The sequence below is a fragment of the Nonomuraea fastidiosa genome (genome assembly GCF_042751225.1).
GTDB classification, from domain to species: Bacteria; Actinomycetota; Actinomycetes; order Streptosporangiales; family Streptosporangiaceae; genus Nonomuraea; species Nonomuraea fastidiosa.
Genome location: NZ_CP170570.1, coordinates 3,877,468 through 3,901,283 on the forward strand (window position 1 = coordinate 3,877,468; position 23,816 = coordinate 3,901,283).

General features: G+C 72.8%; 18 protein-coding genes. 5 read left to right on the forward strand and 13 right to left on the reverse strand.

The features are described 5' to 3' along the window. Nucleotides 1–30: 30 nt before the first annotated feature. Nucleotides 31–2,271, reverse strand: a complete 2,241-nt coding sequence (locus ACFMQL_RS18040) for a protein kinase (RefSeq protein ID WP_378786143.1) — start codon at nt 2,269–2,271, stop codon at nt 31–33. Between the two features lie 145 nt (nt 2,272–2,416). Here ACFMQL_RS18040 and ACFMQL_RS18045 point away from each other — a divergent pair, with 145 nt between their 5' ends. Beyond that, nucleotides 2,417–3,397, forward strand: coding sequence for a pyridoxal-phosphate dependent enzyme (locus ACFMQL_RS18045; RefSeq protein ID WP_364068524.1), 981 nt, complete (start codon nt 2,417–2,419; stop codon nt 3,395–3,397). Between the two features lie 137 nt (nt 3,398–3,534). Here the strand turns inward: ACFMQL_RS18045 and ACFMQL_RS18050 are convergent, their stop codons facing one another. Further along, complete coding sequence (locus ACFMQL_RS18050) at nt 3,535–4,278, reverse strand: N-acetyltransferase (protein ID WP_364068522.1); 744 nt, start codon at nt 4,276–4,278, stop codon at nt 3,535–3,537. Nucleotides 4,279–4,367: 89 nt separating this feature from the next. Here ACFMQL_RS18050 and ACFMQL_RS18055 point away from each other — a divergent pair, with 89 nt between their 5' ends. Together ACFMQL_RS18055 and ACFMQL_RS18060 are read left to right on the forward strand one after the other, a co-directional pair. Continuing rightward, the gene (locus ACFMQL_RS18055; RefSeq protein WP_378786146.1) at nt 4,368–5,861 is read left to right on the forward strand and encodes a DUF885 family protein; all 1,494 of its coding nucleotides are present in this window, start codon (nt 4,368–4,370) and stop codon (nt 5,859–5,861) included. A 56-nt stretch (nt 5,862–5,917) separates the two neighbouring features. Further along, the gene (locus ACFMQL_RS18060) at nt 5,918–6,739 is read left to right on the forward strand and encodes an SDR family NAD(P)-dependent oxidoreductase (protein WP_364068518.1); all 822 of its coding nucleotides are present in this window, start codon (nt 5,918–5,920) and stop codon (nt 6,737–6,739) included. On the opposite strand, the gene ACFMQL_RS18065 is transcribed toward ACFMQL_RS18060, so the two are convergent. Further along, nucleotides 6,730–7,671: a hypothetical protein gene (locus tag ACFMQL_RS18065; protein ID WP_364068516.1), complete on the reverse strand. Its 942-nt coding sequence runs from the start codon at nt 7,669–7,671 to the stop codon at nt 6,730–6,732. The genes ACFMQL_RS18060 and ACFMQL_RS18065 overlap by 10 nt on opposite strands. A gap of 99 nt (nt 7,672–7,770) precedes the next feature. Between ACFMQL_RS18065 and guaA the strand changes: the two genes are divergently transcribed. After that, on the forward strand, nt 7,771–9,318 hold the full coding sequence (gene guaA / locus ACFMQL_RS18070) for a glutamine-hydrolyzing GMP synthase (protein WP_378786149.1): 1,548 nt from the start codon (nt 7,771–7,773) through the stop codon (nt 9,316–9,318). A 125-nt stretch (nt 9,319–9,443) separates the two neighbouring features. Here guaA and ACFMQL_RS18075 read toward each other — a convergent pair whose 3' ends face one another. Next, a complete protein-coding gene (locus ACFMQL_RS18075) occupies nt 9,444–10,880 on the reverse strand; it encodes an MFS transporter (RefSeq protein WP_378786151.1) in 1,437 nt (478 codons plus the stop codon). Nucleotides 10,881–10,960: 80 nt separating this feature from the next. Here ACFMQL_RS18075 and ACFMQL_RS18080 point away from each other — a divergent pair, with 80 nt between their 5' ends. After that, complete coding sequence (locus tag ACFMQL_RS18080; RefSeq protein ID WP_364068510.1) at nt 10,961–11,395, forward strand: helix-turn-helix domain-containing protein; 435 nt, start codon at nt 10,961–10,963, stop codon at nt 11,393–11,395. Here the strand turns inward: ACFMQL_RS18080 and ACFMQL_RS18085 are convergent. From ACFMQL_RS18085 to ACFMQL_RS18125, 9 genes are all read right to left on the reverse strand, one after another. Continuing rightward, nucleotides 11,356–12,942: a hypothetical protein gene (locus ACFMQL_RS18085; RefSeq protein ID WP_378786154.1), complete on the reverse strand. Its 1,587-nt coding sequence runs from the start codon at nt 12,940–12,942 to the stop codon at nt 11,356–11,358. The two genes, ACFMQL_RS18080 and ACFMQL_RS18085, sit on opposite strands and share 40 nt — an antisense overlap. A 27-nt stretch (nt 12,943–12,969) precedes the next feature. Continuing rightward, the gene (locus ACFMQL_RS18090; RefSeq protein WP_364068506.1) at nt 12,970–13,647 is read right to left on the reverse strand and encodes a polysaccharide deacetylase family protein; all 678 of its coding nucleotides are present in this window, start codon (nt 13,645–13,647) and stop codon (nt 12,970–12,972) included. A gap of 266 nt (nt 13,648–13,913) precedes the next feature. Next, nucleotides 13,914–14,612: a class I SAM-dependent methyltransferase gene (locus ACFMQL_RS18095; RefSeq protein ID WP_364068504.1), complete on the reverse strand. Its 699-nt coding sequence runs from the start codon at nt 14,610–14,612 to the stop codon at nt 13,914–13,916. 17 nt (nt 14,613–14,629) lie between these two features. Then, nucleotides 14,630–15,886 carry a glycosyltransferase gene (locus ACFMQL_RS18100; RefSeq protein WP_364068502.1) on the reverse strand — a complete coding sequence of 419 codons (1,257 nt, stop codon included), beginning with the start codon at nt 15,884–15,886 and terminating at the stop codon, nt 14,630–14,632. Nucleotides 15,887–16,100: 214 nt separating this feature from the next. Next, a complete protein-coding gene (locus ACFMQL_RS18105) occupies nt 16,101–18,218 on the reverse strand; it encodes a hypothetical protein (protein WP_364068500.1) in 2,118 nt (705 codons plus the stop codon). Beyond that, entirely contained in the window at nt 18,215–19,480 is a 1,266-nt protein-coding gene (locus ACFMQL_RS18110) for an acyl-CoA reductase (protein WP_378786158.1), read from the reverse strand. The genes ACFMQL_RS18105 and ACFMQL_RS18110 overlap by 4 nt, the downstream gene beginning before the upstream one ends. After that, complete coding sequence (locus ACFMQL_RS18115) at nt 19,480–20,547, reverse strand: acyl-protein synthetase (protein WP_364068496.1); 1,068 nt, start codon at nt 20,545–20,547, stop codon at nt 19,480–19,482. The genes ACFMQL_RS18110 and ACFMQL_RS18115 overlap by 1 nt, the downstream gene beginning before the upstream one ends. Continuing rightward, complete coding sequence (locus ACFMQL_RS18120) at nt 20,544–22,358, reverse strand: AMP-binding protein (RefSeq protein ID WP_364068494.1); 1,815 nt, start codon at nt 22,356–22,358, stop codon at nt 20,544–20,546. Before ACFMQL_RS18120 ends, ACFMQL_RS18115 begins: the two co-directional genes overlap by 4 nt. Next, on the reverse strand, nt 22,355–23,221 hold the full coding sequence (locus ACFMQL_RS18125; protein ID WP_378786160.1) for an SDR family NAD(P)-dependent oxidoreductase: 867 nt from the start codon (nt 23,219–23,221) through the stop codon (nt 22,355–22,357). Before ACFMQL_RS18125 ends, ACFMQL_RS18120 begins: the two co-directional genes overlap by 4 nt. Between the last annotated feature and the right edge of the window lie 595 nt (nt 23,222–23,816).

The following is a 23,816-nucleotide window of genomic DNA, read 5'->3' on the forward strand; positions in this document are numbered from 1 at the left end:
CCCCCATCACGGCCGGATCCGCCGGATGGTTCACGAGCCGCGCGCCGGATTCCTGGTGAAGACGGGGTCGACGTCCAGCTCTTCCGGGGCCTCCAGGAGCTTGCGCACCAGCTTGCCCTTGAAGTCGACCACCTGCACCTCGGCGTTGGCGCCGTTGTCGTTCTCCCAGCAGTACAGGTGCTTGTCGTCGTAGAAGCCGAGCACCTCGTCGCAGTCGGAGTAGAACGTGTGCAGCCGCTTGCCGGTGGCGGCGTCCCAGATGCAGTGGTCGTTGTACGTGCCGTCAGGGCAGTTGGTGACGTACGCCTTGCCCGAAGGCGAGAAGATGTCCTCCGTCGTGCCGGCGGGGAGCGTGCCGATCTTCTCCTGCGAGCGCACCACCCGGCCTTGGGGGTCGAAGAAGCGCAGGTTCAGGTTGTCCTCGGGGCCGTAGACGTTGACCGTGCCGACGTTGTCGCCGTCGAAGGCGAACATGTTCCTCCTGACGGCGGTGTCGCTGACGCCCACCCGCCTGACGCGCTTGGTGGCCACGTCGACCAGCATGAACCCCGGGTAGGTCAGCTCGTCGCCGACCTCCCGCGCGATGCTGAGCAGGATCGTCCCGCCGTCCTTCGACCACCGCATGATGATGCCGTCCAGCGGGCTCTTGACGGTCTTGATCGTGTGGCGCTGCCCGGTCCGGCGGTCGGTGATGACGATGAAGTCGTGATCGTCGGGGGTGTACTGCCTGCCCCTCGACGCGAGGTAGCGTCCGTCGGGGGAGACCAGCGACTCCATGTTGCCCGCGTACTTGGTGAACTTGCCGCGCAGCGAGTCCCTGGCGTAGTCGATCCAGTCGTCCTTCTTCGCGTCCTTGACCTCGTACGAGGTGAGCACGATGGCGTCGGACGGGCTTTCGTACAGGGAGATGTCGCCGCCGGGCAGCTTCCGCTTGGTGCCCTCGCCGGGCACGTCCTCCGCCTGGTGCTCCGCCTGGTCCTCGGTCCGGCCCTCGGAGTCGTCTCCGGTGGCGTCCCCGGTGGGCTCCTCGCCGGAGCCGCTGGGCTGCCGCTCCGTGTCCGCCGACGGGGTCGTGGACTGGAGCGCGGCCGTGCTCGCCGTCCGGTACATCTGGACGCCCGCGAAGATGACGGCGGCCAGCAGCAGCGCGACCGCCGCGGTGACGCTCGCCACCACCTGCCCCCGCCTGCGGTCCGGCGGCTTGGCGGCGGGGTGCGTGGGCTGGAGGTGCTGCCACGCGTGGGGGTGGCCCGGCGGGATGTGCTGCTGGGAAGGCGGTCCTGCGGCGGGCGCGCCGGTGTGCGGGGGCGTGCTTGCGGCGGGTGCGCCTGTGACGGGCAGGCCCGCGGGCCGCGGGCCCGCCTGGGAGAGCGGCCCTGAGACGGGCGAACCTAAGGCGGGCGGGCCGGGGAAGGGCGCGGACGATGCCGCCGCCGCGCCCTCCGCCAGCATGCCCGAGCCGGACGCCGGGTGCCGCAGCAGCCGCACCATCACCTGCTCGGCCGTGGGCCGCTGCGCCGGATCTTTGGCCAGGCAGGCGGCCACGACCTCGCGCAGCGTGCCGTCGAGCGGGCCGAGGTCGGGCTGCCGGTTGAGCACGCGGTTGATCACCGCGGGCATCGTGTCGCTGCCGAACGGCGCCTGCCCCGTCGCCGCGAAAATGATCGTCCCGGCCCACGAGAACAGGTCGGCCGCCGGTCCCACCGCGTGGCCCATGAACTGCTCGGGCGCCATGTACGACGGGGTCCCCACCACCGACTGGCTGATCGTCGTGGCGTTCAGCGCCCGCGCGATGCCGAAGTCGATGACCCGGGGCCCGTCGGCGCCGATGATCACGTTGGCCGGCTTGAAGTCGCGGTGCACGATGCCCGCCTGATGGATCGCGGCGAGCGCGGTCGCGGTGCCGACGGCCAGCCGGTGCAGCGCCGTCCCCGTGCGCGGCCCCTGCTCCTGCACCACCCGATGCAGGGAGGGGCCCTCGATGTACTCGCTGACGATGTACGGCCGATCCTGCTCGATCCCTGTGCCCAGCACGGCGGCCGTGCAGAACGGCGCCACGTGCCTGGCCACCTCGACCTCGCGCAGGAAGCGCTGCACGCTCGACTCGTCGCCCGCCAGGTCGGCCCGCAGCCACTTGACCGCCGCCTTGCCGCCCTCGGCGTCCTCGCCCAGGTAGACGACGCCCTGGCCACCCTCGCCGAGCCTGCCGAGCAGACGCAGGCCCCCCAGCGAGCGCGGATCTGCCGGGCGGAGCGGAGCGAAGGAAGCCATGCCAGAATTCTGGCCCCATGCCGCCCGTCTCGTGGGACTCCGCCGAGAATAGGGGAAGTTACCGCTGTCCGGCATATTGCCGCGATTCACTACGTTCCTGGCGAAAGCACGGACCTCGCGGGGGCATGACTGAAAAAGTGGAGACGTGAGCTGGAACGCACGAGCCCTCGACGTGCTGGCCGCGGGGGAGCCGACCCCGCTGATCGAATTCCCGGTTCGGGTCCCCGGGATCACGTTGTTGCTGAAGGACGAGTCCCGGCATCCCACAGGCAGCCTCAGGCACCGCCACGCGCGCGCGTTATTCCGCCAGGCCGTGCTCGACGGCCTGGTCACCGAGGGCGCGACCGTGGTCGAGGCCACGGGCGGCAACGCGGCGGTGGCCCAGGCGTGGTTCGCCCGGCGGCTCGGCCTGCGGTACATCGTGGTGATGCCGGGCAAGGCGGGGCCCGAGCGGGCGCGGCCGGTGGAGGAGCTGGGCGGCGAGTGCAGGTTCGTCTCGCCGCCGCTGGCCATCTACGACGCGGCGCGGCGGATCGAAGGGCACTTCCTCGACCAGTTCGGCAGGGCGGCCGAGCACGACCTCGCCGAGGAGCTGTTCGCCCAGGTGAGCCCCGACTGGGTGGTGACGGGCGCGAGCACCGGCGCGACCTCGGCGACGCTCGGCAACTGGATCAAGAAGCATGACCTCGACTGCCGGGTCGCGGTGGCCGACCCGGAGAACTCCGCGTACTTTCCTGGCTGGACGCTCGACGTGCGCGACTACGCCACCGGCATGCCCTCGCGCATCGAGGGCATCGGCCGCCCGCGCATGGAGCCGGGCTTCCGTCCCGACCTGATCGACCTGGTGATCCCGGTGCCCGACGCGGCCACGGTGGCTGCGGCGCGGCACATCAGGGGGGTCACCGGGCTGCCCGTGGGCCCGTCGTCCGGCACCGTGCTCTGGGCGGCGCTCGAGCTGATCGAGCGCATGGTCATGCGGGGCGAGAGCGGCACGATCGTCTCGCTGATCGGCGACGCCTCCGAGCGCCACCTCGCCACCTGCCACGACGACGCCTGGGCCGCCGAGCGCGGCCTCGACGTCGCCCGCCACGCCGACCGCCTCCGTCTGGTCAGCCCGGCAGGCTGAGCGTCCTTGGGCTCGCTCCTGGCCGGTGCGGCGGGCCGGGCGCCTCGAAGGCCCGCTCCTGATCGGCCTGGAGGGCCGGGCGCCTCAAAGGCCCGCGCCCGGTCGGTCCGGCGCGGCCGGGCGCTCGCAAGGCCCGCTCAGGTCAGGGAGTGGGCCACCCAGACGTTCGGCTCCACGTAGACGGCGTGGTCGTGCTCCACATCGCAATGCACCGGCGTCAGCGCCCCCGGCACCTCCACCGGCCCCGACCGGTCGAACGGCAGGCCGGTCCAGGCCCGCCACTCCGCCAGCGTGCCCGGCACCACCATCGACCGGGGCGCCACCTTGACGATCTCGGCGCCCGCCCGTACGTGCACCCGCAGCCACGGGTCCTGGGGCAGGCCGTCGGGGCGGGTCCTGAAGGCGTACTCGCTCATGGGGGTGTGCGGTTCGAGGTGCTTGTGGTTGGGACGTACGGGGGCGACGAGCGTGCGGAAGCCGAGCCTGGCGGCATGCTCGCGCAGGGCGGCCACCATCAGCGCCGACAGGCCCCTGCCCTGCAGGTCGCGGCGGACGGTGATCTCCAGCGCGGAGACGGCGTCGGGCTCCTGGCCGCGCTCGCGGGCCAGCCAGCCCGCCCGGATCACGCCGTCCCAGCCGTCGTCGGGCAGGCCGTCGCCGCCGGACACGTACGGGATCAGGCACGCCCGCGCCACCGGCCGCCCGGGTTCCGCGTCGTCGTCGGCCACGAGCACGTGGTGCTGGTGGCGGGTGGTGACGAAGGGGTAGTAGAGATCCGCGATGGGGTCGTTCAGGACGAACTGCGCCCAGGTGTGCTCCATGTCCCACAGGGTCGCGGCGAACTCGGGACGCTCAGCGAGCGTGGTGATGCGGAGAGCCATGCTGATCATCTTGCACCGCGCAGCAGCCGAAAGTGCCCGAAATTTCAGCACTAAAGACCCCATACCAGGGGTGCGCTAGCGTCGGCGGCATGACAGAACTTGACGCCAGGCTACGAGCCATCACCGACCTGATCGTGGCCGAGGCGCGCGAGGGCGGCGGCAGGCACGAGTACGACGGCCGGATCCAGGACCTGTCGCCCGAGGGCGTACGGGCCGGGCTGGCGCGGCTCGGCGAGGGACCCGCGCCCGCTGACGCGCACGACGCCAGGCACCTACAGGTGTTCGAGGAGAGTCTGCGCACCCAGTTCGGCGAGCTGGAGCTGCACCGCAAGAACCCCCTGATCCACCTGTCCAACCTCGACCTCGCGTGCTACGACCGCGACTACGCGCCGGAGGAGGAGCGCGCGGCGGCCAAGGCGGCCCACCTCGCGCTCTGGCCCGAGGCCGTGGACCAGGCGCTCGCCTCGCTCGACCAGGTGCCGGCCCCGGTCGCGAAGTCCCTGATCGGCGCGGTCAAGGGCCTCGCCGCCGGCATCACCGACGAGGCCGCGCTGGCCGCGCACGCCAGGCTCGTCGCGCACGTCGAGCGGGCCGCGCAGGAGGGCGACCCCGACGCGGCGCTCGGCGGCGACGCGCTCGCCCGGCTCATGGGCACCGCCGAGGGCCTGCCGGTGGACCTGGGCAGGCTGGCCGAGCGGGCCGACGCCGAACGCGACCGGCTGCTCGGCCTGCTCGCCGAGTCGTGCGCGAAGCTCGGGGAGGCCGGCAGGCCCCCGCTCGACGTCGTACGCGAGCTGGTCAAGGACCACCCCGACGCCGACGGCGTCATCGAGGCCGCGCGGATCGGCACGGAGAAGGCCATCGCGTTCACCCGCGAGAAGGACCTCGTGCCCTACCACGACGGCGAGTGCCTGGTCGGCCTGGCGCCCGAGTCGCGCCGCTGGGCGATGGCCATGATGGCGTGGAACTCGCCCGGCGAGCCCGAGGGGCCGTCCTGGTACTACATCACGCCGCCCGAGCCCGACTGGCCCGAGCAGGAGCAGGAGGAGTGGCTGCAGGTCTTCAGCCGCACCACGCTGCCCGCCATCAACGTCCACGAGGTGGCGCCCGGGCACTTCTCGCACGCCAGGGCGCTGCGCCGGGCCCCGTCGGAGGTGCGCAGGCTGCTGCAGTCGATGGCGTTCGTCGAGGGCTGGGCGCACTACGCCGAGGAGCTGTGCGTCGAGGAGGGCTTCGGCGACGGCGACCCGCGCTTCGAGATCGGCGTCTGGGTGGAGGCGCTCATCCGCGTCACCCGGCTGGCCTGCGCGATCGGCGTGCACACCGGCCAGATGACGGTCGAGGAGGGCGCGCGCCGCTTCGAGTCGGACACCCACCTGGCCGGTCCCGCCGCGCTGTCGGAGGCGCGCCGGGCCACGTTCGACCCGACCTACGGCCGCTACACCTGGGGCAAGCTGCTCATCCTCGACCTGCGCGAGCGGGCGCGCAAGGAGTGGGGAGCGGGCTTCACCCTCCAGCGCTTCCACAAGGCCCTGTTCGATCTCGGCTCGCCGCCTCTGGGCCTGATGGACGCGGTGCTGTAGCGTCGCTCGGACTGATCGGGGAACGACCTATGGCGTGTCCCTAGGGAGGTCTGTACGTGCGCGAGCTCTCCGGCAAGGTCGCGGTGGTGACGGGTGCGGCCAGTGGCATCGGGAGGGCGCTCGCCCTCCGGTTCGCGGCAGAGGGAATGACGTTGATGCTCGCCGACGTGGACCACGGCGGGCTGGCGGAGACGGCGGCCATGTGCGGCGGCACGAAGGTGCTGACACAGATCACCGACGTGTCCGATGCCTCGTCCGTACGTCACCTCGCCGACCGCTGCTTCGGTGAGCTGCGCGCCGTGCACGTGCTCTGCAACAACGCGGGCGTCTTCCAGGGCGGCCACATGTGGACGCGGGACGAGGAGGACTTCTCCTGGCTGCTCGGCGTGAACCTGTGGGGCGTGCTGCACGGCATCCACTGGTTCGTGCCGCGCATGATCGAGCAGGACACCGAGGGACACGTCGTCAACACCGTCTCCGTGGCGGGACTGCTGGTGTCGCCGGGGACCGGCGGGTACGCGATGGCCAAGCACGCCGCGCTCGCCGCGTCCCTGGCGCTCGCCCAGGACCTGGCCGCGACGGGGTCGAAGCTGCGCGTCAGCGCGCTGTGCCCCGGCGCGGTCAGGACTCGCATCGCCGACTCCGACCGGTCGCGCCCGCCCACTCTGGCCACCACGCCCGCCGCGGACGAGGTGGCCGTCAAGGAGCGGATCGGCAAGGCGGCCGAGCGCGGCATGGAGCCGTCCGAGGTGGCCGACCTGGTGATCCAGGGCATCCGCGAGGAGCGGTTCCTGCTGCTGACCGACTCCTCGTACGCGGCGAGCCTGCGCCTGTACGTCGAGTCGCTGCTGACCGGTGAGGTGCCCGGCTACCAGTGACGGTCGTGCGCCAGCACGCGCACCACCCAGCGGCGCGGCTTGACCAGCAGGCGTACGGAGTCGCCGGGCAGCACGTCGCGGTAGAGGCTCTCGCCGACCCGGAAGCTGATCGCCTTCTCCGAGTGGCCGTCGTGCAGCGCGATGTAGTACTCCACCGACCGGCCCTGGTCGTCGGTGGTCTCATGGACCCAGCGCTTGACGACGTGCCCGGCGATCTCCTGGCGGCCCGAGCGGAGCGGCAGGTTGGCCGGCTCGATCTCGACGCCCTTCCAGCCGCTGCCGGTGAAGATCCACTCCTGGTTGCGGTTCGCCGGCGGCGATCCGGATCCGGCCACCTCCCGCCCGCGCCGGGTCAGCAGGAAGCCCTTGCCGTCCGACAGCAGCGAGACGCCCGCGACCATCGCCCCCACCGTCGCGATCCCCGCGGGCCAGGAGAAGAGCGCCACCACCACGGTCATGAACCAGGGGATGAACAGGGCCATGGTCAGCAGCACGGGGACGCCCATGCTGCCCCAGCGGTGGCGGGCCAGGCCGATCTCGATGGCGTGCTCCCGGACGAGCGGGACGAAACCCCGCTCCAGGTCCTCGGACTCGGGCACGAGGGCGATCACGGGCGCCCTCGGCGCTCCCGCCATGCGGACGCGCACCCGTTCGAGCACCCAGACCTCGTACGGGCGCAACGGCTCCGGCGGACGAATCGGGTTCAGCGACAGGCGGTCGCCGTCGATCGTCACCCAGCCGCGTCCTGCCAGCTCGAAGAGCACGGTGTAGAACACGTCCTGGGGACGCATGCCACGTAAGAGCTCGGCCACCGCCGCGGGCACCGGGTACGGGGGCGCCTCCTCGCCCCTGTCACGGCCCGACACCTTGAAGGCGGTGACCGTCGCGATGACCCACAGGGCCCACGCGATGGCCGGCCAGACAAGATCCATCGTTCTGTGTTAGCACGCCGGACCCGGCCAGGCCAGGTGCTCGAGCCGGGGCCGATAGACTGGGGTCACCGCTCTTCGCCTTGTCAGGGGGTTCTCACGGTGTCTGAATTCGACACGGTCTTGGTGGTCGACTTCGGCGCTCAATACGCGCAGCTGATCGCCAGGCGGGTGCGTGAGTGCCACGTCTACTCCGAGATCGTTCCCTCGACCATGCCGGTCGAGGAGATGATGGCGAAGAACCCCAAGGCGATCATCCTGTCGGGCGGTCCTTCGTCGGTCTACGCCGAGGGCGCGCCGCCGGTGCCCCACGGGCTGTTCGACACCGGCGTGCCCACGTTCGGCATCTGCTACGGCTTCCAGGCCATGGCGCAGGCGCTGGGCGGTGAGGTCAAGCGCACCGGCGCCGCCGAATACGGCGGCACCCCGCTCACGGTGCTCGACGAGGGCGCCATCTTCGCCGGGCTGCCGTCTTCGCAGACCGTGTGGATGTCCCACGGCGACAGCGTGGTCAAGGCCCCCGAGGGCTTCGAGGTGACCGCGTCCACCGAGCAGACTCCGGTGGCCGCGTTCGAGAGCGCCGAGCGCGGGCTCTACGGCGTGCAGTTCCACCCCGAGGTGCTCCACTCCGAGCACGGCCAGACGGTGCTCAAGCACTTCCTGGAGGCCGCGGGCTGCCGTCCCACGTGGACGATGCTCAACATCGTCGAAGACTCCATCGAGGCCGTGCGCCGCCAGGTCGGCGACGGCCGCGCCATCTGCGCGCTGTCCGGCGGCGTCGACTCCGCGGTGGCCGCCGCGATCGTCCAGCGCGCCATCGGCGACCGGCTGACCTGCGTCTTCGTCGACCACGGCCTGCTGCGCAAGGGCGAGGCCGAGCAGGTCGAGCGCGACTTCGTGGCCGCCACCGGCGTCAAGCTGCGGGTGGTCGACGCCTCCGACCGGTTCCTCAAGGCGCTCGAAGGGGTCACCGACCCGGAGGAGAAGCGGAAGATCATCGGGCGTGAGTTCATCCGCGTCTTCGAGGACGAGCAGCGCGCCATCATGGCCGACGGTCCCGTCGACTTCCTCGTCCAGGGCACGCTCTACCCCGACGTCGTCGAGTCCGGCGGCGGCACCGGCACCGCCAACATCAAGTCACACCACAATGTCGGCGGCCTGCCGGAAGACCTGCGGTTCACGCTGGTCGAGCCGCTGCGCTCGCTGTTCAAGGACGAAGTCCGCAGGGCCGGCGAAGAGCTGGGCCTGCCGGCCGCGATGGTGTGGCGGCAGCCGTTCCCCGGGCCTGGGCTCGCGATCCGCATCGTCGGCGAGGTCACCGGCGAGCGGCTGGCCATCCTGCGCGAGGCCGACGCCATCGCCCGCGAGGAGCTGTCGCGGGCGGGTCTCGACCGGCAGATCTGGCAGTGCCCCGTCGTGCTGCTGGCCGACGTGCGGTCGGTGGGCGTGCAGGGCGACGGACGTACGTACGGCCACCCGATCGTGCTGCGCCCCGTCACCTCCGAGGACGCGATGACCGCCGACTGGGCGCGGGTGCCCTACGACGTGCTGTCGCGCATCTCCACCCGCATCACCAACGAGGTACGCGAGGTCAACCGCGTGGTGCTCGACGTGACGAGCAAGCCGCCGGGCACCATCGAGTGGGAGTGACCCGGCGCTGAGCCGGGCCCCGCGACCTCGCGTCCGGCGCCCGGCTCCGTTCCTGTGACCTCATGCCCGGTGCCTGGCGCGGTCCGTCTGGTTCGCCTGGTTCACGTGGCCCTGCCCTCGCGGGGTCAGGCGACGGGGGCCTTGCCCGCGCCCGGCTCGGGGGCCGGTGCCGGCTGGGCGGCGGCGGGCTTGATGTGCTTGGGCAGCAGGGTCAGTGCCGCCACCAGGGCGAGCAGGGCGAGGCCCGCCGATCCGGCGAACGCCGCGTGATAGCCCGACACCAGCGCCTGCGGCGTGGGCTCGTCGCCCGAGACGGCCGCGGCGACCGTGGCCAGAGCGGCGATGCCGACCGAGATGCCCACCTGCGTGGTCGTGTTGAACAGCCCGGAGGCCATGCCCGCCTCGTCGGGCGCCGCCTGCGATGTGGCGGCCACGGTGACCGCGCCGATGAGCAGGCCGAAGCCGAAGCCGCCGAGCAGCTCGGGCGCGAGCAGCGTGGTCAGGAAGTCGCCACGTACGTCGATGCGCTGGTAGAGCAGGCCGCCCGCGGTGATGGAGACGAGGCCGGCGACGGTCGTGGCGCGCACGCGGTACCGGGTGAGCACGCGGCCGCCGAGGAACGACGAGGTCAGCGCGATCGTCACCGAGATGGCGACCACCGACATGGCCGACCGGGTGGCGCTGTAGCCGAGCACGTCCTGCGTGTAGAGGGTGAGCAGGAAGAAGATCGGCTGCATGGAGGCGGCCACCAGCATAATGATCACGTTGCCGGCCGCCAGCGTACGGCGGCGGAAGACGTCCAGGGGCACCAGCGGGTTGGCCGAACGCCGCTCGACGAGCAGGAACGCGGCGATGAGCACGAGCGAAAGCGCACCGAGCCCGAGAGTCCTGGCCGACGCCCAGCCGGCCTCCGTGGCGTCCGTCAGCGTGTAGATGAGCAGGCCGAGCCCGGCGGTCGAGGTGAGCGCCCCGGCCACGTCGAAGCCGCGCCCGGCGCCCGCTCCGCGCACGGCCGGCAGCATCACCAGCGCGAGCCCGCCGACGGCGAGCCCGATCGGCGTGTTGACCAGGAACACCGCACGCCAGCCGAACCAGTCGGTGAGCAGCCCGCCGAGCACCACGCCCGCGGACGCGCCCATGCCGCCGACCGCTCCCCACAGCCCCATGGCCTTGTTCAGCGCCGGGTCACCCCGGAAGATCCCCATCACCAGCGACATGCCCGCCGGCGCCACGATCGCGCCCGTGAGACCCTGCACCGCGCGTACGGCGACCAGCACCCCGCCCGACGACGCCACGCCGCCGATCAGCGACACCAGCCCGAACGTGAGCATCCCGGCGACGAACATCCGCCGCCGCCCCAAGTAGTCGGCGAGCCGCCCGCCGAGCAGCAGCAGCCCGCCGAACACCAGCGAGTACGCCGTCGTCGTCCACGACAGGTCCTGCGCCGTCATCCCGAGCTCGCGGCCCATCGGCGGCAGCGCGATGCCCACGATCGTGGTGTCGAGGATGAGCACGAACTGGGTGGCGGCGAGCAACGAGAACGCCGCCCACTTGTTCTTCATGGCCGAACTCCCTAAGGGAACGATTTGTAACGGTGGCCATGATGTGTGACCATCGAGGTCACCCGGAAGAAGGCACTTTCATGTATCAGGGGAACATCGCTGTACCAGAGCAGCTCAGGACGATCGAGGACGCCGAATTCCTCATCGAGAGCGGAGAGTGTCCCGTCCCGCCCCGCGAGATCCTCGACAGGATCGCGGGCAAGTGGGCGATCTTCATCATCGTGGCGACCGCCCGCGCGCCCCGGCGCTTCACCGAGCTGGAGCGGCTCATCGAGGGCATCAGCCGCCGCATGCTCACCCTGACCCTGCGCAACCTGGAGCGCGACGGCCTGCTCGAACGCACGGTCTATCCGACGGTGCCGCCCAAGGTGGAGTACCGCGCCACCGACATGGCGCTGGAGCTGTACGAGGCGATGCTCACGCTGACCAACTGGTCGCGCAAGTACAGCTCCGCCGTGGCGGAGGCCAGGCGGCGCTACGACGAGCGCCAGGCCGCCGAATGCGACCGGCTCTGACCTCCGCGCGCGCCTGAAGCAGGCGCGGCGGCTCCTCGGCGGAGACCTGCCGCCTGAAACGGGGACGGCGGCTCCTCGGCGGAGACCCCCGCCTGAAGCAGGGGCGGCGGCTCCTCGGCGGAGACCTGCCGCCCGGTGCCGCGCCGCCGCGCCCGGCGGCGCGGCACCAGGCCGCCCAGCAGCAGCGGCACCAGCAGCGCCCCGGTGAGAATGGGCGCGGCCATGTAGCGGAAGTCCTGCGCCGAAATGTTGGCGAGGACCGCGAGCTGCTGGCCGGCGACCACGGCGGCGACGCCGAGCGCGTAGCGGTTGCGCCGCGTCAGCGCGGCCAGCGCCGCCGCCGCGTACGACAGGTACGCCCACGACGCCCCGCGCCACAGCACCCAGTCCCACTGCGGGGTGAGCGCGCCGGCCAGCCACGGCGACGCCACCTGGTACAGCTCCATGGACAGCGGGCGCAGCGAGAACACCCCGCGCCCGGGGAAGTCGGTGACCTTGCCGGGGCCGACGTAGGTGTCGGCGTTCGGCCGCAGCGACAGCCGGTAGGTGGCGCCGCCGGTCGCCGCCGCGTCGGCCACCGGCCGCCAGGCGATCGCGCCCCGGCACAGCCTGGCCCGCACCACCAGCTCGGGGTCGGTGACCAGCAGCCGCCGCCACAGGTCGAGCAGCTCGCCCGCGCGCATGTCGGCCTGCCGCCAGTCGAAGTCGCGCCGCCAGATCAGCGGGTTGATCGTGTAGCAGGTGCCGCCCTCCCACCAGCGGCGCAGCGGAGCGACCGAGCTCATCAGGCCGATGTCCCCCGGCGTGAACAACTCGGGGCGCTCCCGGTAGGCGACCGCGATGTCGCCGAAGGCGGTGTGGTAGACGTACGTCGGCGACGGGGCCACGATTCCGGCCCGCGGGTAGACGTGACCGGTGAGCGCCAGGGGGAGCGCGGCGGCGAGCAGCCCGGTCAGCAGCAGGAGCACGCGCCTGGTCGTGACGATCACCACCAGCGTCAGCACGGTGACGCCCGCGATGAGGAAGCCGTTCGCGCGAAAGAGCCCGAGCAGCGCGAACAGCACGCCGAGCCCGGCCAGCGCGGGCAGGGTGACGGCGCGCCTGGCCGCGATCCGCGCGCACGTGGCGGCGATCGCCACCGCGCAGATCGTGAACGGCACGTCCTTCCACAACGTCACCGTGAACGCGCCCACCGGCGGCGCGAGCGGCATCAGCATCGCCACCGCGGTCGTGAGCAGGCGCGGCGCGCCCAGCCGTTTCACCGACTGCGCCAGGTACGTCAGTGCCCCGGCCATGGCCGTCGTCTGGGCGAACGTCACGGCCCCGAGGTCGCCGGTCCCGGTGAAGCTCAGCCACAGCAGCGCGTCGTAGAGCACCGAGTGGTCGGCCACCCAGGGCCCGGCCACGGTGTGGCTGAGATAGAGCACCGAGTCGCGGCTGAACAGGCCGGGATAGAACGCCGCCCACCAGCAGCCGAGCACCGCCTGGACGATCAGGAAGGTCGCGAGCGCGACCCAGGGCCGGCCGGGCCGGGTGTCACTCCCCATGGTTCCCGTCTCGTGCTGCGGGAGCGCCTACTTCCTGAAGTAGCTCTCTCCGGCCACCGGACCCTTACCGCGCAGCAGCGTCGGCACGGTGACGAGGTGGTAGCCGCGCTTCTTGAGCTCCTTGAGGATCTCCGGCATCACCTGCACGGTCTGCGGCACCACGTCGTGCATGAGGATCACGCCGTCGCGCTTGGCCAGCTTCAGCACGGCAGCCTTGATCTTCTTCTTGTCGCGCAGGCTCCAGTCGAGCGTGCTGCCCGTCCAGAGGATCTGCGAGAGATCGTTCTGGTACGCGAAGTTCAGCACCCGGTCGTCGGTCTGGCCGTACGGCGGGCGGAACATCGTGGGCCGCTGACCGGTGACCTTCTGGATGGCCTGCTGGGCGAGCTTCAGCTCCTCGTTGATCTCGTCGTCGGAGCGGTGGGGCAGCGCGGCGTGCGAGTAGGAGTGGTTGCCGATCGCGTGTCCCTTGGCGAGGATCTGCCTGGCGATCTTGGGGTGTTTCTCGGCCCGCTTGCCCACGAGGAAGAACGTGGCCTTCGCGCCTGCCTTCTGCAGCGTCTTGAGCAGGGCGGGGGTGTAGGTGCCGGGCCCGTCATCGAACGTCAGGGCCAGACACTTGACCCGGGAGCAGTCGGTGGCGGCAGGCGCCTGCGCGGGCACGGAGGTCAAGGCCAGAGAGGCCGCGATAAGGGCATGAATCACCACATGCGCAAGCCTAGAGCCAACCAAGGGCCCCTCATGTGGCGGCAATGTCTCGTTCTGAACACCGATGAGCGCTGAGGCGGCGCGCGTGGCTTCCGGCGCGAGGCGCTGGGGCGTGCGGGTTCGTCGGCGCGAGGCGCGGGGCGGCGGAGTTCGTCGGTGCGAGGCGCTGGGGTGTGGGGGTTGGTCGGCGCGAGGCGTGGGGGCGCGGGGCGGGGACTCTTCGGCGCGGTGACGTGCCGCTGCCGGGGCGGCGGTGAGGTCCGTCAGCGGCGGAGGCGGGCGCGCAGGAACAGCGTGACGCCCTTCAGCGACCGCACCGGCAGCCACCGCTCGGCCTTGACGACCGCCGACAGCCCGGCGTTGACGGGGAACGGCAGCCTGCGCAGGTCGCTGCCCTCCGAGCGGCGCCGGTGCATGGCGACGAGTGGCCGCAGCAGCACGTTCCAGCTCCACACCCGCTCGACGGTCAGCCCGGCCTTCTCGACGACGACGGTGAGCGTGTCGCGGTCGTAGCGGCGTACGTGGCCGACGGCCTCGTCATGCGCCGACCACAGCGCCATGTCGCACGGCACCGCGATCAGCGCGTGCCCGCCGGGCGCGAGCACCCGCGCGATCTCGGCGGCGACCAGGTCGTCCTCGCGGATATGCTCGAGCACGTCGAACGCGGTCACCAGGTCCATGCTGCCCGCCAGGAACGGCAGCGCCCGCGCGTCGGCGCATACCGCGTCGAGCCCGCGCTCTCTGGCCGACTCCACCGCTTCGGGGGAGGTGTCGGCCGCCGTCGCGGCCCAGCCCGCCTCGGCCAGCACCCGCGTGTTGCCGCCGCCCGCCGCGCCGATGTCGAGCGCCCGGCCCGGCCGGCCCAGCCGGCGGAGCTGGGCGCGCAGGATGGCCCGCCGTTCGCGGTACCACCAGTGCGTGTCCTCCACCGCGACCAGCCGGCGGATCTCTGAGCGTTCCATCGGGTCAGTTCCTCGTGTCAATTCCTCGTGCGTGACAGGACGCAGCGGTCGAGTGCGGCGAAGCGGAGCAGGGTGAGCAGGCAGTACGTGGTGACGATCGCGCTCACCTCGGCCGCGAGCCCGGCCCACGGCGGCACGCTCAGCAGCGCGAGCGTGGTCAGCACGTACGTGGCGGCGACGAGCACGGGGCCGCGCAGCCGCATCGCGGCCCGCAGCCCGCAGGTCCAGCGCCGGTTGACCGCCAGCGTGCACAGCCCGGTGAGCACGAGCGCGCCCAGGTTGGCGGGCACCGGCGGCCAGAGGCCGCGCAGCGGCAGGTAGAGCAGCGCGTACAGGACGGCGGAGACGGTGCCGATGGCGGCGAAGGAGGTGATGGCGGCGCTGGTCACCACGCGCGGGGCGACCGGGGCCGGGCTCGGGTGCACGGGCGCCGGGTCGGGCCTGCGCACCTCGACGTCCGCGCGGCCGCGCGCCATCGACCAGGCGAGCCTGGCCAGCCCCTTGAGGTCGTCGAGCGCCGTCCTGAACACCTGGACGCGGGAGTCGGCGTCCTCGATCCAGTCCACCGGCACCTCGTGCACCCGCAGCCCGTTGTGCTCGGCGAGCAGCAGCAGCTCGGTGTCGAAGAACCAGGAGTCGTCCTTGACCCGGCTGAGCAGCGGCCTGACCACGTCGGCCCTGACCGCCTTGAACCCGCACTGGGCGTCGCTGAAGCGGGCGCCGAAGCCGTATCTGAGCAGGGCGTTGTAGCCGCGCGAGACGATCTCCCTGCGCAGCGAGCGCCGGGTCCGCGCGCCGTGTGCGAGCCGGGTGCCGATCGCGATGTCGGAGTGCCCGCTCGCCACCGCGGCGAGCAGCGGAAACAGCGCGTCGAGGTCGGTGGACAGATCCACGTCCATGTACGCGACGATGTCGGCGGGGCTGGACCGCCAGGCCGCCCGCAGCGCCGCGCCCCGCCCCCTGACCTCCAGCCGCCTGGCGTGCACCTCCGCGAACTCGCCGGCCAGCGCCGCCGCGATCCGCCACGTGCCGTCGGTGCTGCCATTGTCCACGATCGTGATGCGCCACGGCAGCGGGAAGCCGTCGAGGTAGTTGATCAGCGTGCGCACGCAGCCGGGCAGGGCGCGCTCCTCGTTGAGCACGGGGATGACGATGTCCACGCTCGCCGGGCGGCCGGCCTGCTGGTACGCCGGGCGGCGCACGGGGCGGACCGCCTTGCGGGGCACCGGGGCGTGGAGGCGGGGGCTCGGCTCCAGGGCGGCACGGGTCTCCATAGATCCCCCTGATGTTGCTCGTTGCCGTGAATCCACGACGATGGTGCTGGCGAAGTCAGGCGCGCCGGACGCGTTTCTCCGCGGCATTCCGCGGCGCGGTGCAAGCCTTTACCTTCGCCGCTCGCCTGAGCCGTCTACCTGAGCCGCCTGCTTGAGCCGTCTACCTGAGCCGCCTGCTTGAGCCGTCTACCTGGGCCGTCCGCCTGAGCCGGCGCTAGCGGAGCTGGTAGATCGAGGTGGTCGCGTTGCGGAAGCGCAGCCTGGCGTGCCCGTCCAGCTCGGGTCTGATCCCGGTGAACAGCCAGCGCACGCCGTAGGTCTCGGCGAGCCGCCGCACGTTCTCCGCCGTGGGGGTCAGGAACGCGGCGTCGTTGGCGGCCAGCCGCTGCCGGTCGGCGTACGGCACCGCGAGGTAGGACCGGTGGCCGGCCGCCCTGGACAGCGTGCTCTCCGCGTACGCCCAGCCTTCGACCAGCACCCGCCGCTCGCTGAACGCCGAGACGTGGAAATGCCTGCTGTCGCACACCCGCCAGCGGGGGTGGAGGCAGTGCAGGTCGGTGGCCACGACGTCGCCGGGCGATGAGTGGCCGCGCAGCCAGCGCCCGGCCTCCAGCGCGCCCTTGGGGATCAGCCGGGGCCGCCGCTCCTCGGGGGTGACGTGCGCGGCCATCACGCGTACGGAGGTGGGCAGCGCGTACCCGATGAGCAGCGCCACCACCGCGAGCAGGGGCCCGCGCCGCCGCAGCAGCCACCAGGCGACGACCGCCGCCACCACGAGCACCGCGTACGGCAGCACCACCCGCGCAAGCCGCCCGCCGCCGAACCCCGCGGCCGAGACCAGCAGCGCGCCCGCCGCCCCCAGACCGGCCAGGCAGGCAGCCCGCGCCCATGGCACCGGCCGTGCGGCGAGCATCCCGCACACCGCCGCGATCGACAGGTACGGCCGCGCGCCCTCCAGGAAGTAGAGCTGCGACTGCGCCGGATGCCCGAGCAGCACCACCGCGCCGATCCCGGCCGCCCCGACCCCCAGCATGAGCAGCAGCGGCGGCTCCAGCGCCCGCCGCCCCAGCCCGGCGGCCCCGCCCCACACGCAGACCAGGCAGAACAGGTGCACCACGGTCAGCACCGCCAGGACCGCGATCGGCGCCCGCGGTCCCCAGAGCGCGCGCATGGTGGCGAACGGGTCGAGCGCCGTGCCCTGGGCGGCGCCGCCGTACAGGACGACATGTGCGAACACCAGGAAACCCAGAGCCAGTCCCGCCGCGCTCAGCCATCGCCACGGCACCCGCCGCTGCACCGCCCACCGTACGGCCACGACCAGCGCCAGCCCGGCCAGCAGCAGCGGCAGGTACGTGGCCTTCGCCCCGCCCAGCACCGCGAGCAGCACCACCAGCGCCGCCCACCGCACCCGAGGCGCGAGGAGCACCGTCATCACGGCCGCGAACAGCAGCGCGCCGAACGTCTGCGTCGGGCTCGCCCAGACCGTGAACATCGACCGCGAGCTGAACACCACCCCAAGCACCAGCTCCGGGCTGAACAGGAAGTACGTCACCCCGGCCGCCGCCGCCCCCGCGCCCCAGCTCCCGCCTGCCCTGCGCCCCAGCACCGCCACCAGCACGACGGTCGCCGCCGCCATGGGCAGCGTGCCCAGCCCGTAGACCAGCGTCAGCGGCTCGATGCCGGTGACCCAGCTCGTGGCCGCCAGCTCGGCGTAGACGAACCAGTGGTAGGGCAGTGGCTCGCCCAGCACCACCGGCAGCGCGGGCGGCATGTGATGCCGCAGCTCGCCGACCAGCGCCAGGTGGTAGGGCATGTCCACGTACGCGGCCCGCACCGGCACCCCGTACAGGTGCACCGCGCTCCACACGATGAGGAACGCCACGATCCCGGCAAGCAGCCACGCGCACCACGGCGGCACCCGCTCGCTCAGCGCGGGCCCGCGCCAGTGCCGCCGCAGCCGGGGCACGCACGAAAACGCCGCCACCACGGCGACCGGCGCGACCAGCACCAGCAGCGGCCGTCCTGCGGCGCGGGCGGGGATGTAGGCGAGCACCTCGACCGCGTAGCCCATGGCCAGGCCCGCCGCGAGGTCCTCGGCCATCGACCGGCCGCCGCCCGCCAGCGCCCGCCACAGCAGCGTGCCCGGCAGCACCAGACCGAGTCCGGCGTACGCGGCGAAGATCGCCAGGTCGCGCCAGGACACCCCGCACCACAGGAACGCCGCTGCGGCGAGCGCGCACACCAGCGCCGCCGGAGCCCACCCGGAGCCGAGCCCGCGCCCCCTGGACATCGACAGGCGGACCAGCGCGCTCGCGGGCGGGGCCAGCGTCATCCGATGACGGTCACCAGACGCGTGAACTCGGCCGGCAGATCGACGCCGTCCCACACCCGGTGGAAGCTCAGCGCGCTGCCCACCGGCACCATGCGATCGACGCCCCGCCCGGCCAGGTCGCGCGCCAGCTCCTCCAGCTCGCCCCTGCCGAACCCGTAGTGGGTCATCGTCTGGTCCCGCCGCTCGACCAGCGCCACCAGCTCCGCCAGCGACTCCAGCCTGGCGTGCGCGAACGTGCCCGCGCCCAGCCAGCGCCGGGGCGCCGCCGCCGCGGCCGACAGGCGCACACAGGCCAGCGCGTTGCCGTGGAACTCCACGCTCTCCGCCAGCCCGTCGGCCGCCAGCCCGTACGTGGACACCCGCTTCTCCACCGCCATCGCCGCATCGACACCCCACCCGCGTACGGTCACCACCCGCGACACGTGCCCGGTGAAATCGGCCCGCGCCGCCTCGCAGTCGTCCTCGTCCCCGACCCAGAACACCGTGCGCGGCGACGAGCAGGCCGCCTGGTCGAACCAGTAGGTGTCGTTGACGAACCCCTCCGCGATCGACACCCGCGCCGCCCTCGGCGCGCACAGCCAGGCCGCCGCCCGCATCACCGCGAACGACGAGCGGTCGGGGAAGGTCAGGTCGCGGGCGTGCGGGGCCAGGGGGCGGCGGCGGATCTCGCGTACGGCTTCGTCGCCGCCCCACACCACCCGCAGGTCGCAGGCCGCCGACAGCGCGGCCGTGACCTCGTCGGAGCGGTGGTAGGAGATGATGCGCTGGGTCGCCGCCACCACCGGGTCGGCGGCGGCCAGCGTCTCGTGCAGCGTCTCCAGGATGGCCTGCGCCACCGTGCCCGAGCGGGGCGACAGGCGCACGACGTTGCGGTTGCCCATCAGCGCCGACAGCGCCCACGAGTAGACGAAGACCGTGTCGACGTTCGCGGGCGGCAGGTGGAAGATCAGGCCGCGCGGGACGCGTACGTGCTCGCCGCCCAGCTCCGCCACCGTACGGGCCAGCTCGCTCGGACGCAGGAAGAAGCCCAGCGAGCCCAGCTCGGGGTGGCGGCGGGCGAGCGCCGGCCGCAGCAGCCGCCTGCCGAACGCCGCCAGGAAGTCCCTGATCCGCTCGTCGCCCATTTGGAGCGGGTCGTCGGCGAGCTGCTTCAGCAACTCCTCGACCGGCACGGCCGCCCCCTTGGGGAACAGCACGTCAACGGTCTGGGGGCTTTGGTCGCGCCCGGGGCGGGCGTCGCGGGGGGAGAGGTCGTCGGACATCAGCCCCGCCCCATGGTGTCGCTACAGCCGCGCGCCTCGGCCCGCGGCAGCCGGCCCAGCACCTCGAAGCGCTTGCCCGGCCAGGGTCCGTCATCGACGCCGCGTACCACGCCGAGATCCTCGGTCAGCAGCACATGCCCCGGATACGACGTGGGCAACGTGCTGACCACCTCGACCAGCCCGGGGACGCCGGTGGGCGCCTCTTGCCAGGTCTCGGGGTCGCGGATCACGACGTCGGCGAAGTCAGGGCAGTAGAGCCCGTCACCCTCGGGTCCTTCCAAGAACACCGTCCCGATCTGCTCGACCATGCCGTAGAAGTTGTGCACCCTGCGCAGCCCGCACTCGGCCGCCAGCCGCCGCCGGAACTCGGCGTTGCCGACCGACTGCTCGGCCAGCCGCTTCCAGCCGCCCGAGTGGACGAGCACCCCCTGCGACAGGTCCTCGCCCAGGCCCAGCAGATGCAGCCAGACCATGAACGTGAACCCGAAGATCAGGAACGGCTCGCCGCCATGCCGGGCGAGGAAATCCTTGACCGCCCGCGCGTCCACCTCGCCCCGCTCGTCGAGCACGAAGGTGTGGTCGCGGCCGAAGTTCATCATCCCGAGCACGCCCGCGCCCCTGGCGCTCAGCATCGGGTCGCGCACCACCGAGCGCTGGTCCACCACCAGCATCGGCAGCCGCCGTTCGCCCAGCACCTGCCGCATCGTGGCGGCCAGCATGCGGGTCTGCGCCGCCGCGGCCGCCCGGTCGAGGAAGACGCGGCTCGGCGTCTGCCCGGTCGTGCCGCTCGACGTCAGCACCCTGAACACCTCGTGGGCGGGCACGCTGCGCAGCTCATGCGTCTTGAACAGGCGTACCGGCAGCCACGGCAGATCGGCGAGCCGCTCGTACGGCGGGTGCGCGCCGATCGCGTCGAGGATCCGGCGGTACGGCGGGCACGCGCGGCGGTGCCGCTCGGTCAGCGCGGCCAGCTCCGGCAGCAGCACGGCCTCCCGCTGAGCCGCTCCCAGCGTGAACACCGACCGCTCCGGCGGCGCCAGGACCGTGCCCGGCTGCGGGTGTGTCATGTCATCGACTCCAGCGCTCGATAGTCGACCTTGCCCGTCGCGAGCAGCGGCAGGCGGTCGATGTGGCGGACGTCGAAGCCGCTCCAGTGCAGCCTCAGCTGCGCCGCCAGCCGCCTGGCCAGCAGCGCCCGCGCGGGCTTGTCGAGGCTCTCCGTCCAGATCGTCACCCGGTCGTCGCCGCTGGTGGCGGCCACCGGGCCGGAGCCGCGCAGCAGGCGTTCGACGTCGTCGAGGTTGACGCGGGTGCCGAAGACCTTGGCGATGCGCTTGATCCGGCCCGTGACGTACAGGAAGCCCTCGTCGTCGAGCCTGCCGAGGTCGCCCGTGCGCAGCACGCCGCCCATGTCGTCGCCCCTCGCCAGGTCGGCGGCCGTCTCGGCGTAGCCCATCATCACGTTGGGCCCGAGGTAGACGACCTCGCCGTCGTCGATCTCCAGCCGCCCGCCGGGCACCGCCACGCCCACCGAGCCCGGCTTGTCGTCCAGCCGGTCGGGCGGCAGCACCGCGATGCGGGCGGTGGCCTCGGTCTGGCCGTACATCACGTAGAAGCGCTCCGCCTGCGCGGCGAACTCCTTCACCAGCTCCGGCGCCAGCCGCCCGCCCGCCTGGGTGAGCGTGGTGAGCGCGGGGTAGTCGGTGTGGTCGAAGCGCATCCGGCGCAGCATCGTGTACTGGTAGGGCACCGCGGCCAGCGAGGTGCAGGCGTGGGTGCGCAGATCGTTCCAGAACGAGCGCTCCAGCAGGCCCGCCTCGGTGAGCACCACCGTGCCGCCGGCCACCAGGTGGCTGTTGAGCACCGACAGGCCGTAGCTGTAGTGCAGCGGCAGGCTGGTGGGCGCGACCTCGCCAGGGCCGAGCGACAGGGCTGTGGCGATCGCGCGGGCGTTGGCGAGCACCGCGTGACGCGAGATGCGCACCAGTTTCGGGTTGCCCGTCGAACCCGAGGTGGCCAGCAGCAGGCCCAGGTCGGGATGCGGGTCCGGCGCGGTGCGGCGGCGCGGCGGCTCGGCCCCCGCCTGCGTGAACCCGATCAGCGCGCACGGCTCGAACCGCTCCGCCAGCTCCGCCAGCGTCGCGGCGGGCAGGTCGGGGTCGAGCAGCGCGATCGGCCGCCCGGCGTGCCACGCTCCGAGGTAGCAGAAGACGGACGCCAGCGTGTTGCGCATGCCGCAGAACACCGGCCCCGGCGGCAGCTTGTCGAGGTGCGCCGCCGCCCGCCTGATCGACCGCGCCAGATCCTCCCCGGACACGCCGTCCCGGTCACCTGCGGCGACCAGCCGGGCTTCCGGATGCGGGAACACCACGCTCTCGGGCGCCGCAACGGACCCGTCGGACTTTCCGGAACGCTGAGAACGCCAGACCGCGGTGGGACCGGCCTTGGCCCGCACCGAGACACCATCGGGTTCGCCGGCGTCCTGCGGACGCGAGAAGCCGGCGGGACCGGCGCCGGGCCCGCTGGACTCGTGGGCGGCCTGCAGAGGCGCGGCGGGCGCGGGATCGGCTTCGGACTTGCCGGATCCGGTGGCGGCTTGTAGAGGCGTGGTGGGCGCGGGATCGGCTTCGGGCTGCACCGGTGACCTCCCAGGCTCGTTGGCGACCTGCGGATGCGGAACGGCGTCGTGCCGTGCCTTCGTCCCGTCGGGGTCGCCGGCGGTTTGCTGCGGATGCGAGACATCGGAGGGAGGTGCGCCGGCGGGCCGCGCCGTCGGTTCGCCGAGTGCGCCGGCCGCCTGCGCGTGCGGCTGCGGGACGGCGGCGGGCACGGGTGGCGTGTCCTGGTCGCCGGTGTCATGGGAACGCGGGGTCGTCATGGGACCAGCCCGCCGTCCACGCCGAGCACCTGGCCGGTGATGAACCCGGCCTCGGGCGACAGCAGGAACGCCACCGCGTGCGCGACGTCGTCGGGCTCGCCGAGCCGGCCGAGCGGGGTCGCCGCGATCGTGGCGGCGCGCTCGTCGTCGCCGAGCGTGGCGAGCATGTCGGTACGGATGTAGCCGGGCGCGACGGCGTTGACCCTGATGCCGTGCGGGCCCAGCTCTTTGGCCGCCGCCATGGTGAGGCCGAGCACCGCCGCCTTCGTGGCGGAGTAGACGGTCTGCCCGGCGCCGCCCGCCCTGCCCATGATCGACGACACCAGCACCACGGCCGGATCGCCGCCCCTGCGCAGCAGCCTGAGCGCGGCCTGCAGGGTGTGGGTGGCACCGACGGCGTTGACGTCGAAGAGGCGGCCGATCGTCTCGCGGCTCGTCAGCCCGAGCAGACCCGCCGCGTGCACACCCGCGTTCACGACGAGCGCGTCCAGGCGGCCGTGCCGCTGATAGATGCGCCGCATCATCGTGTTGATCTGCGCGGGGTCGGCGACGTCGCCGTGCACGGAGTCGGTGACGCCGCCGCTCTGCGCGGCCACCTCGGCCGCCGCCTTCGCGGCCCGCTCCTCGTCCCGGCCGTGCACCACGACCACGTATCCGGACGCCGCCAGCCGCACCGCCACCGCCCGCCCTATCCCCATCGTCGACCCGGTGACCAACGCCACCCGCGGCTCCACCGCCACCGCCTCCCCCTCCAGCTCGGCTTCCGGCTCCCGCGCAGGCCCGGCCTCCGCCGCGATCCGCCCGCCGGACGGGTGGGGCACACGGCGCTGCGCGGCCTCCCGGCCTTCCGCAAAACGCCGCACCGCCGTGGATCCCTCGCGCGCCGTGACCTCCCGCCTCGCCGCAGCCTCCCGGCTCCCCGTGGAACACCGGCTCGTCGCGGACTCGCGGTTCGCGGAGGGCACCCGGCGCTCGGCGGGCTCTCGACTCACCCCCGGCTCCCGGCACGCGTCGGACGCTCGATTCGGTGCGGATTCCAGGTGCACGGCAGGCTCCCGGCTCGCCGAAGGTGGCTGAGGTGCGGCGGCTTCTCGGCTCACCGCCGTGTCGCGGCTCACGGCCGGATCCCGCTGTGTGGCGGCTCTTCGCCCGTCTGCCGACGCGCGGTGCGCTGCGGGCTGTCGGTGCGCTGCCTGCTCTTGGCGCGCTGTGGGTGGTCGGCCCACCGCCGTCGTGCGGCGCGTCGTGGGCTCCTCGCTTGCTTCGGGTGGCTGCGGTGCTGTGGGCTCTTGGACTGCCGCGGGCTCTTGGCCGGTCGGCGGCGGCTCTCGGTGAGTCAGCGAGATTTCGCTTGGCGCGCACGTTCGGCGTGTCGCGGGCTTGCGGACCGCCCTCGGCTCGGCGCGTGGCCTTCTCCCTCCGCGGAGGGACTGCTGGGCGGGCTCCCCGTGCGGAGGG

Excerpts from the sequence above, each read along its gene's own strand:
- ACFMQL_RS18075 (WP_378786151.1), bottom strand. The coding sequence starts at position 10,880 with ATGAAGAACAAGTGGGCGGCGTTCTCGTTGCTCGCCGCCACCCAGTTC.
- ACFMQL_RS18065 (WP_364068516.1), bottom strand. The coding sequence starts at position 7,671 with ATGGATCTTGTCTGGCCGGCCATCGCGTGGGCCCTGTGGGTCATCGCG.
- ACFMQL_RS18095 (WP_364068504.1), bottom strand. The coding sequence starts at position 14,612 with ATGGAACGCTCAGAGATCCGCCGGCTGGTCGCGGTGGAGGACACGCAC.
- ACFMQL_RS18080 (WP_364068510.1), top strand. The coding sequence starts at position 10,961 with ATGTATCAGGGGAACATCGCTGTACCAGAGCAGCTCAGGACGATCGAG.
- ACFMQL_RS18100 (WP_364068502.1), bottom strand. The coding sequence starts at position 15,886 with ATGGAGACCCGTGCCGCCCTGGAGCCGAGCCCCCGCCTCCACGCCCCG.
- ACFMQL_RS18050 (WP_364068522.1), bottom strand. The coding sequence starts at position 4,278 with ATGGCTCTCCGCATCACCACGCTCGCTGAGCGTCCCGAGTTCGCCGCG.
- ACFMQL_RS18110 (WP_378786158.1), bottom strand. The coding sequence starts at position 19,480 with ATGTCCGACGACCTCTCCCCCCGCGACGCCCGCCCCGGGCGCGACCAA.
- ACFMQL_RS18115 (WP_364068496.1), bottom strand. The coding sequence starts at position 20,547 with ATGACACACCCGCAGCCGGGCACGGTCCTGGCGCCGCCGGAGCGGTCG.
- ACFMQL_RS18085 (WP_378786154.1), bottom strand. The coding sequence starts at position 12,942 with ATGGGGAGTGACACCCGGCCCGGCCGGCCCTGGGTCGCGCTCGCGACC.
- ACFMQL_RS18040 (WP_378786143.1), bottom strand. The coding sequence starts at position 2,271 with ATGGCTTCCTTCGCTCCGCTCCGCCCGGCAGATCCGCGCTCGCTGGGG.
- ACFMQL_RS18120 (WP_364068494.1), bottom strand. The coding sequence starts at position 22,358 with ATGACGACCCCGCGTTCCCATGACACCGGCGACCAGGACACGCCACCC.
- ACFMQL_RS18105 (WP_364068500.1), bottom strand. The coding sequence starts at position 18,218 with ATGACGCTGGCCCCGCCCGCGAGCGCGCTGGTCCGCCTGTCGATGTCC.
- ACFMQL_RS18055 (WP_378786146.1), top strand. The coding sequence starts at position 4,368 with ATGACAGAACTTGACGCCAGGCTACGAGCCATCACCGACCTGATCGTG.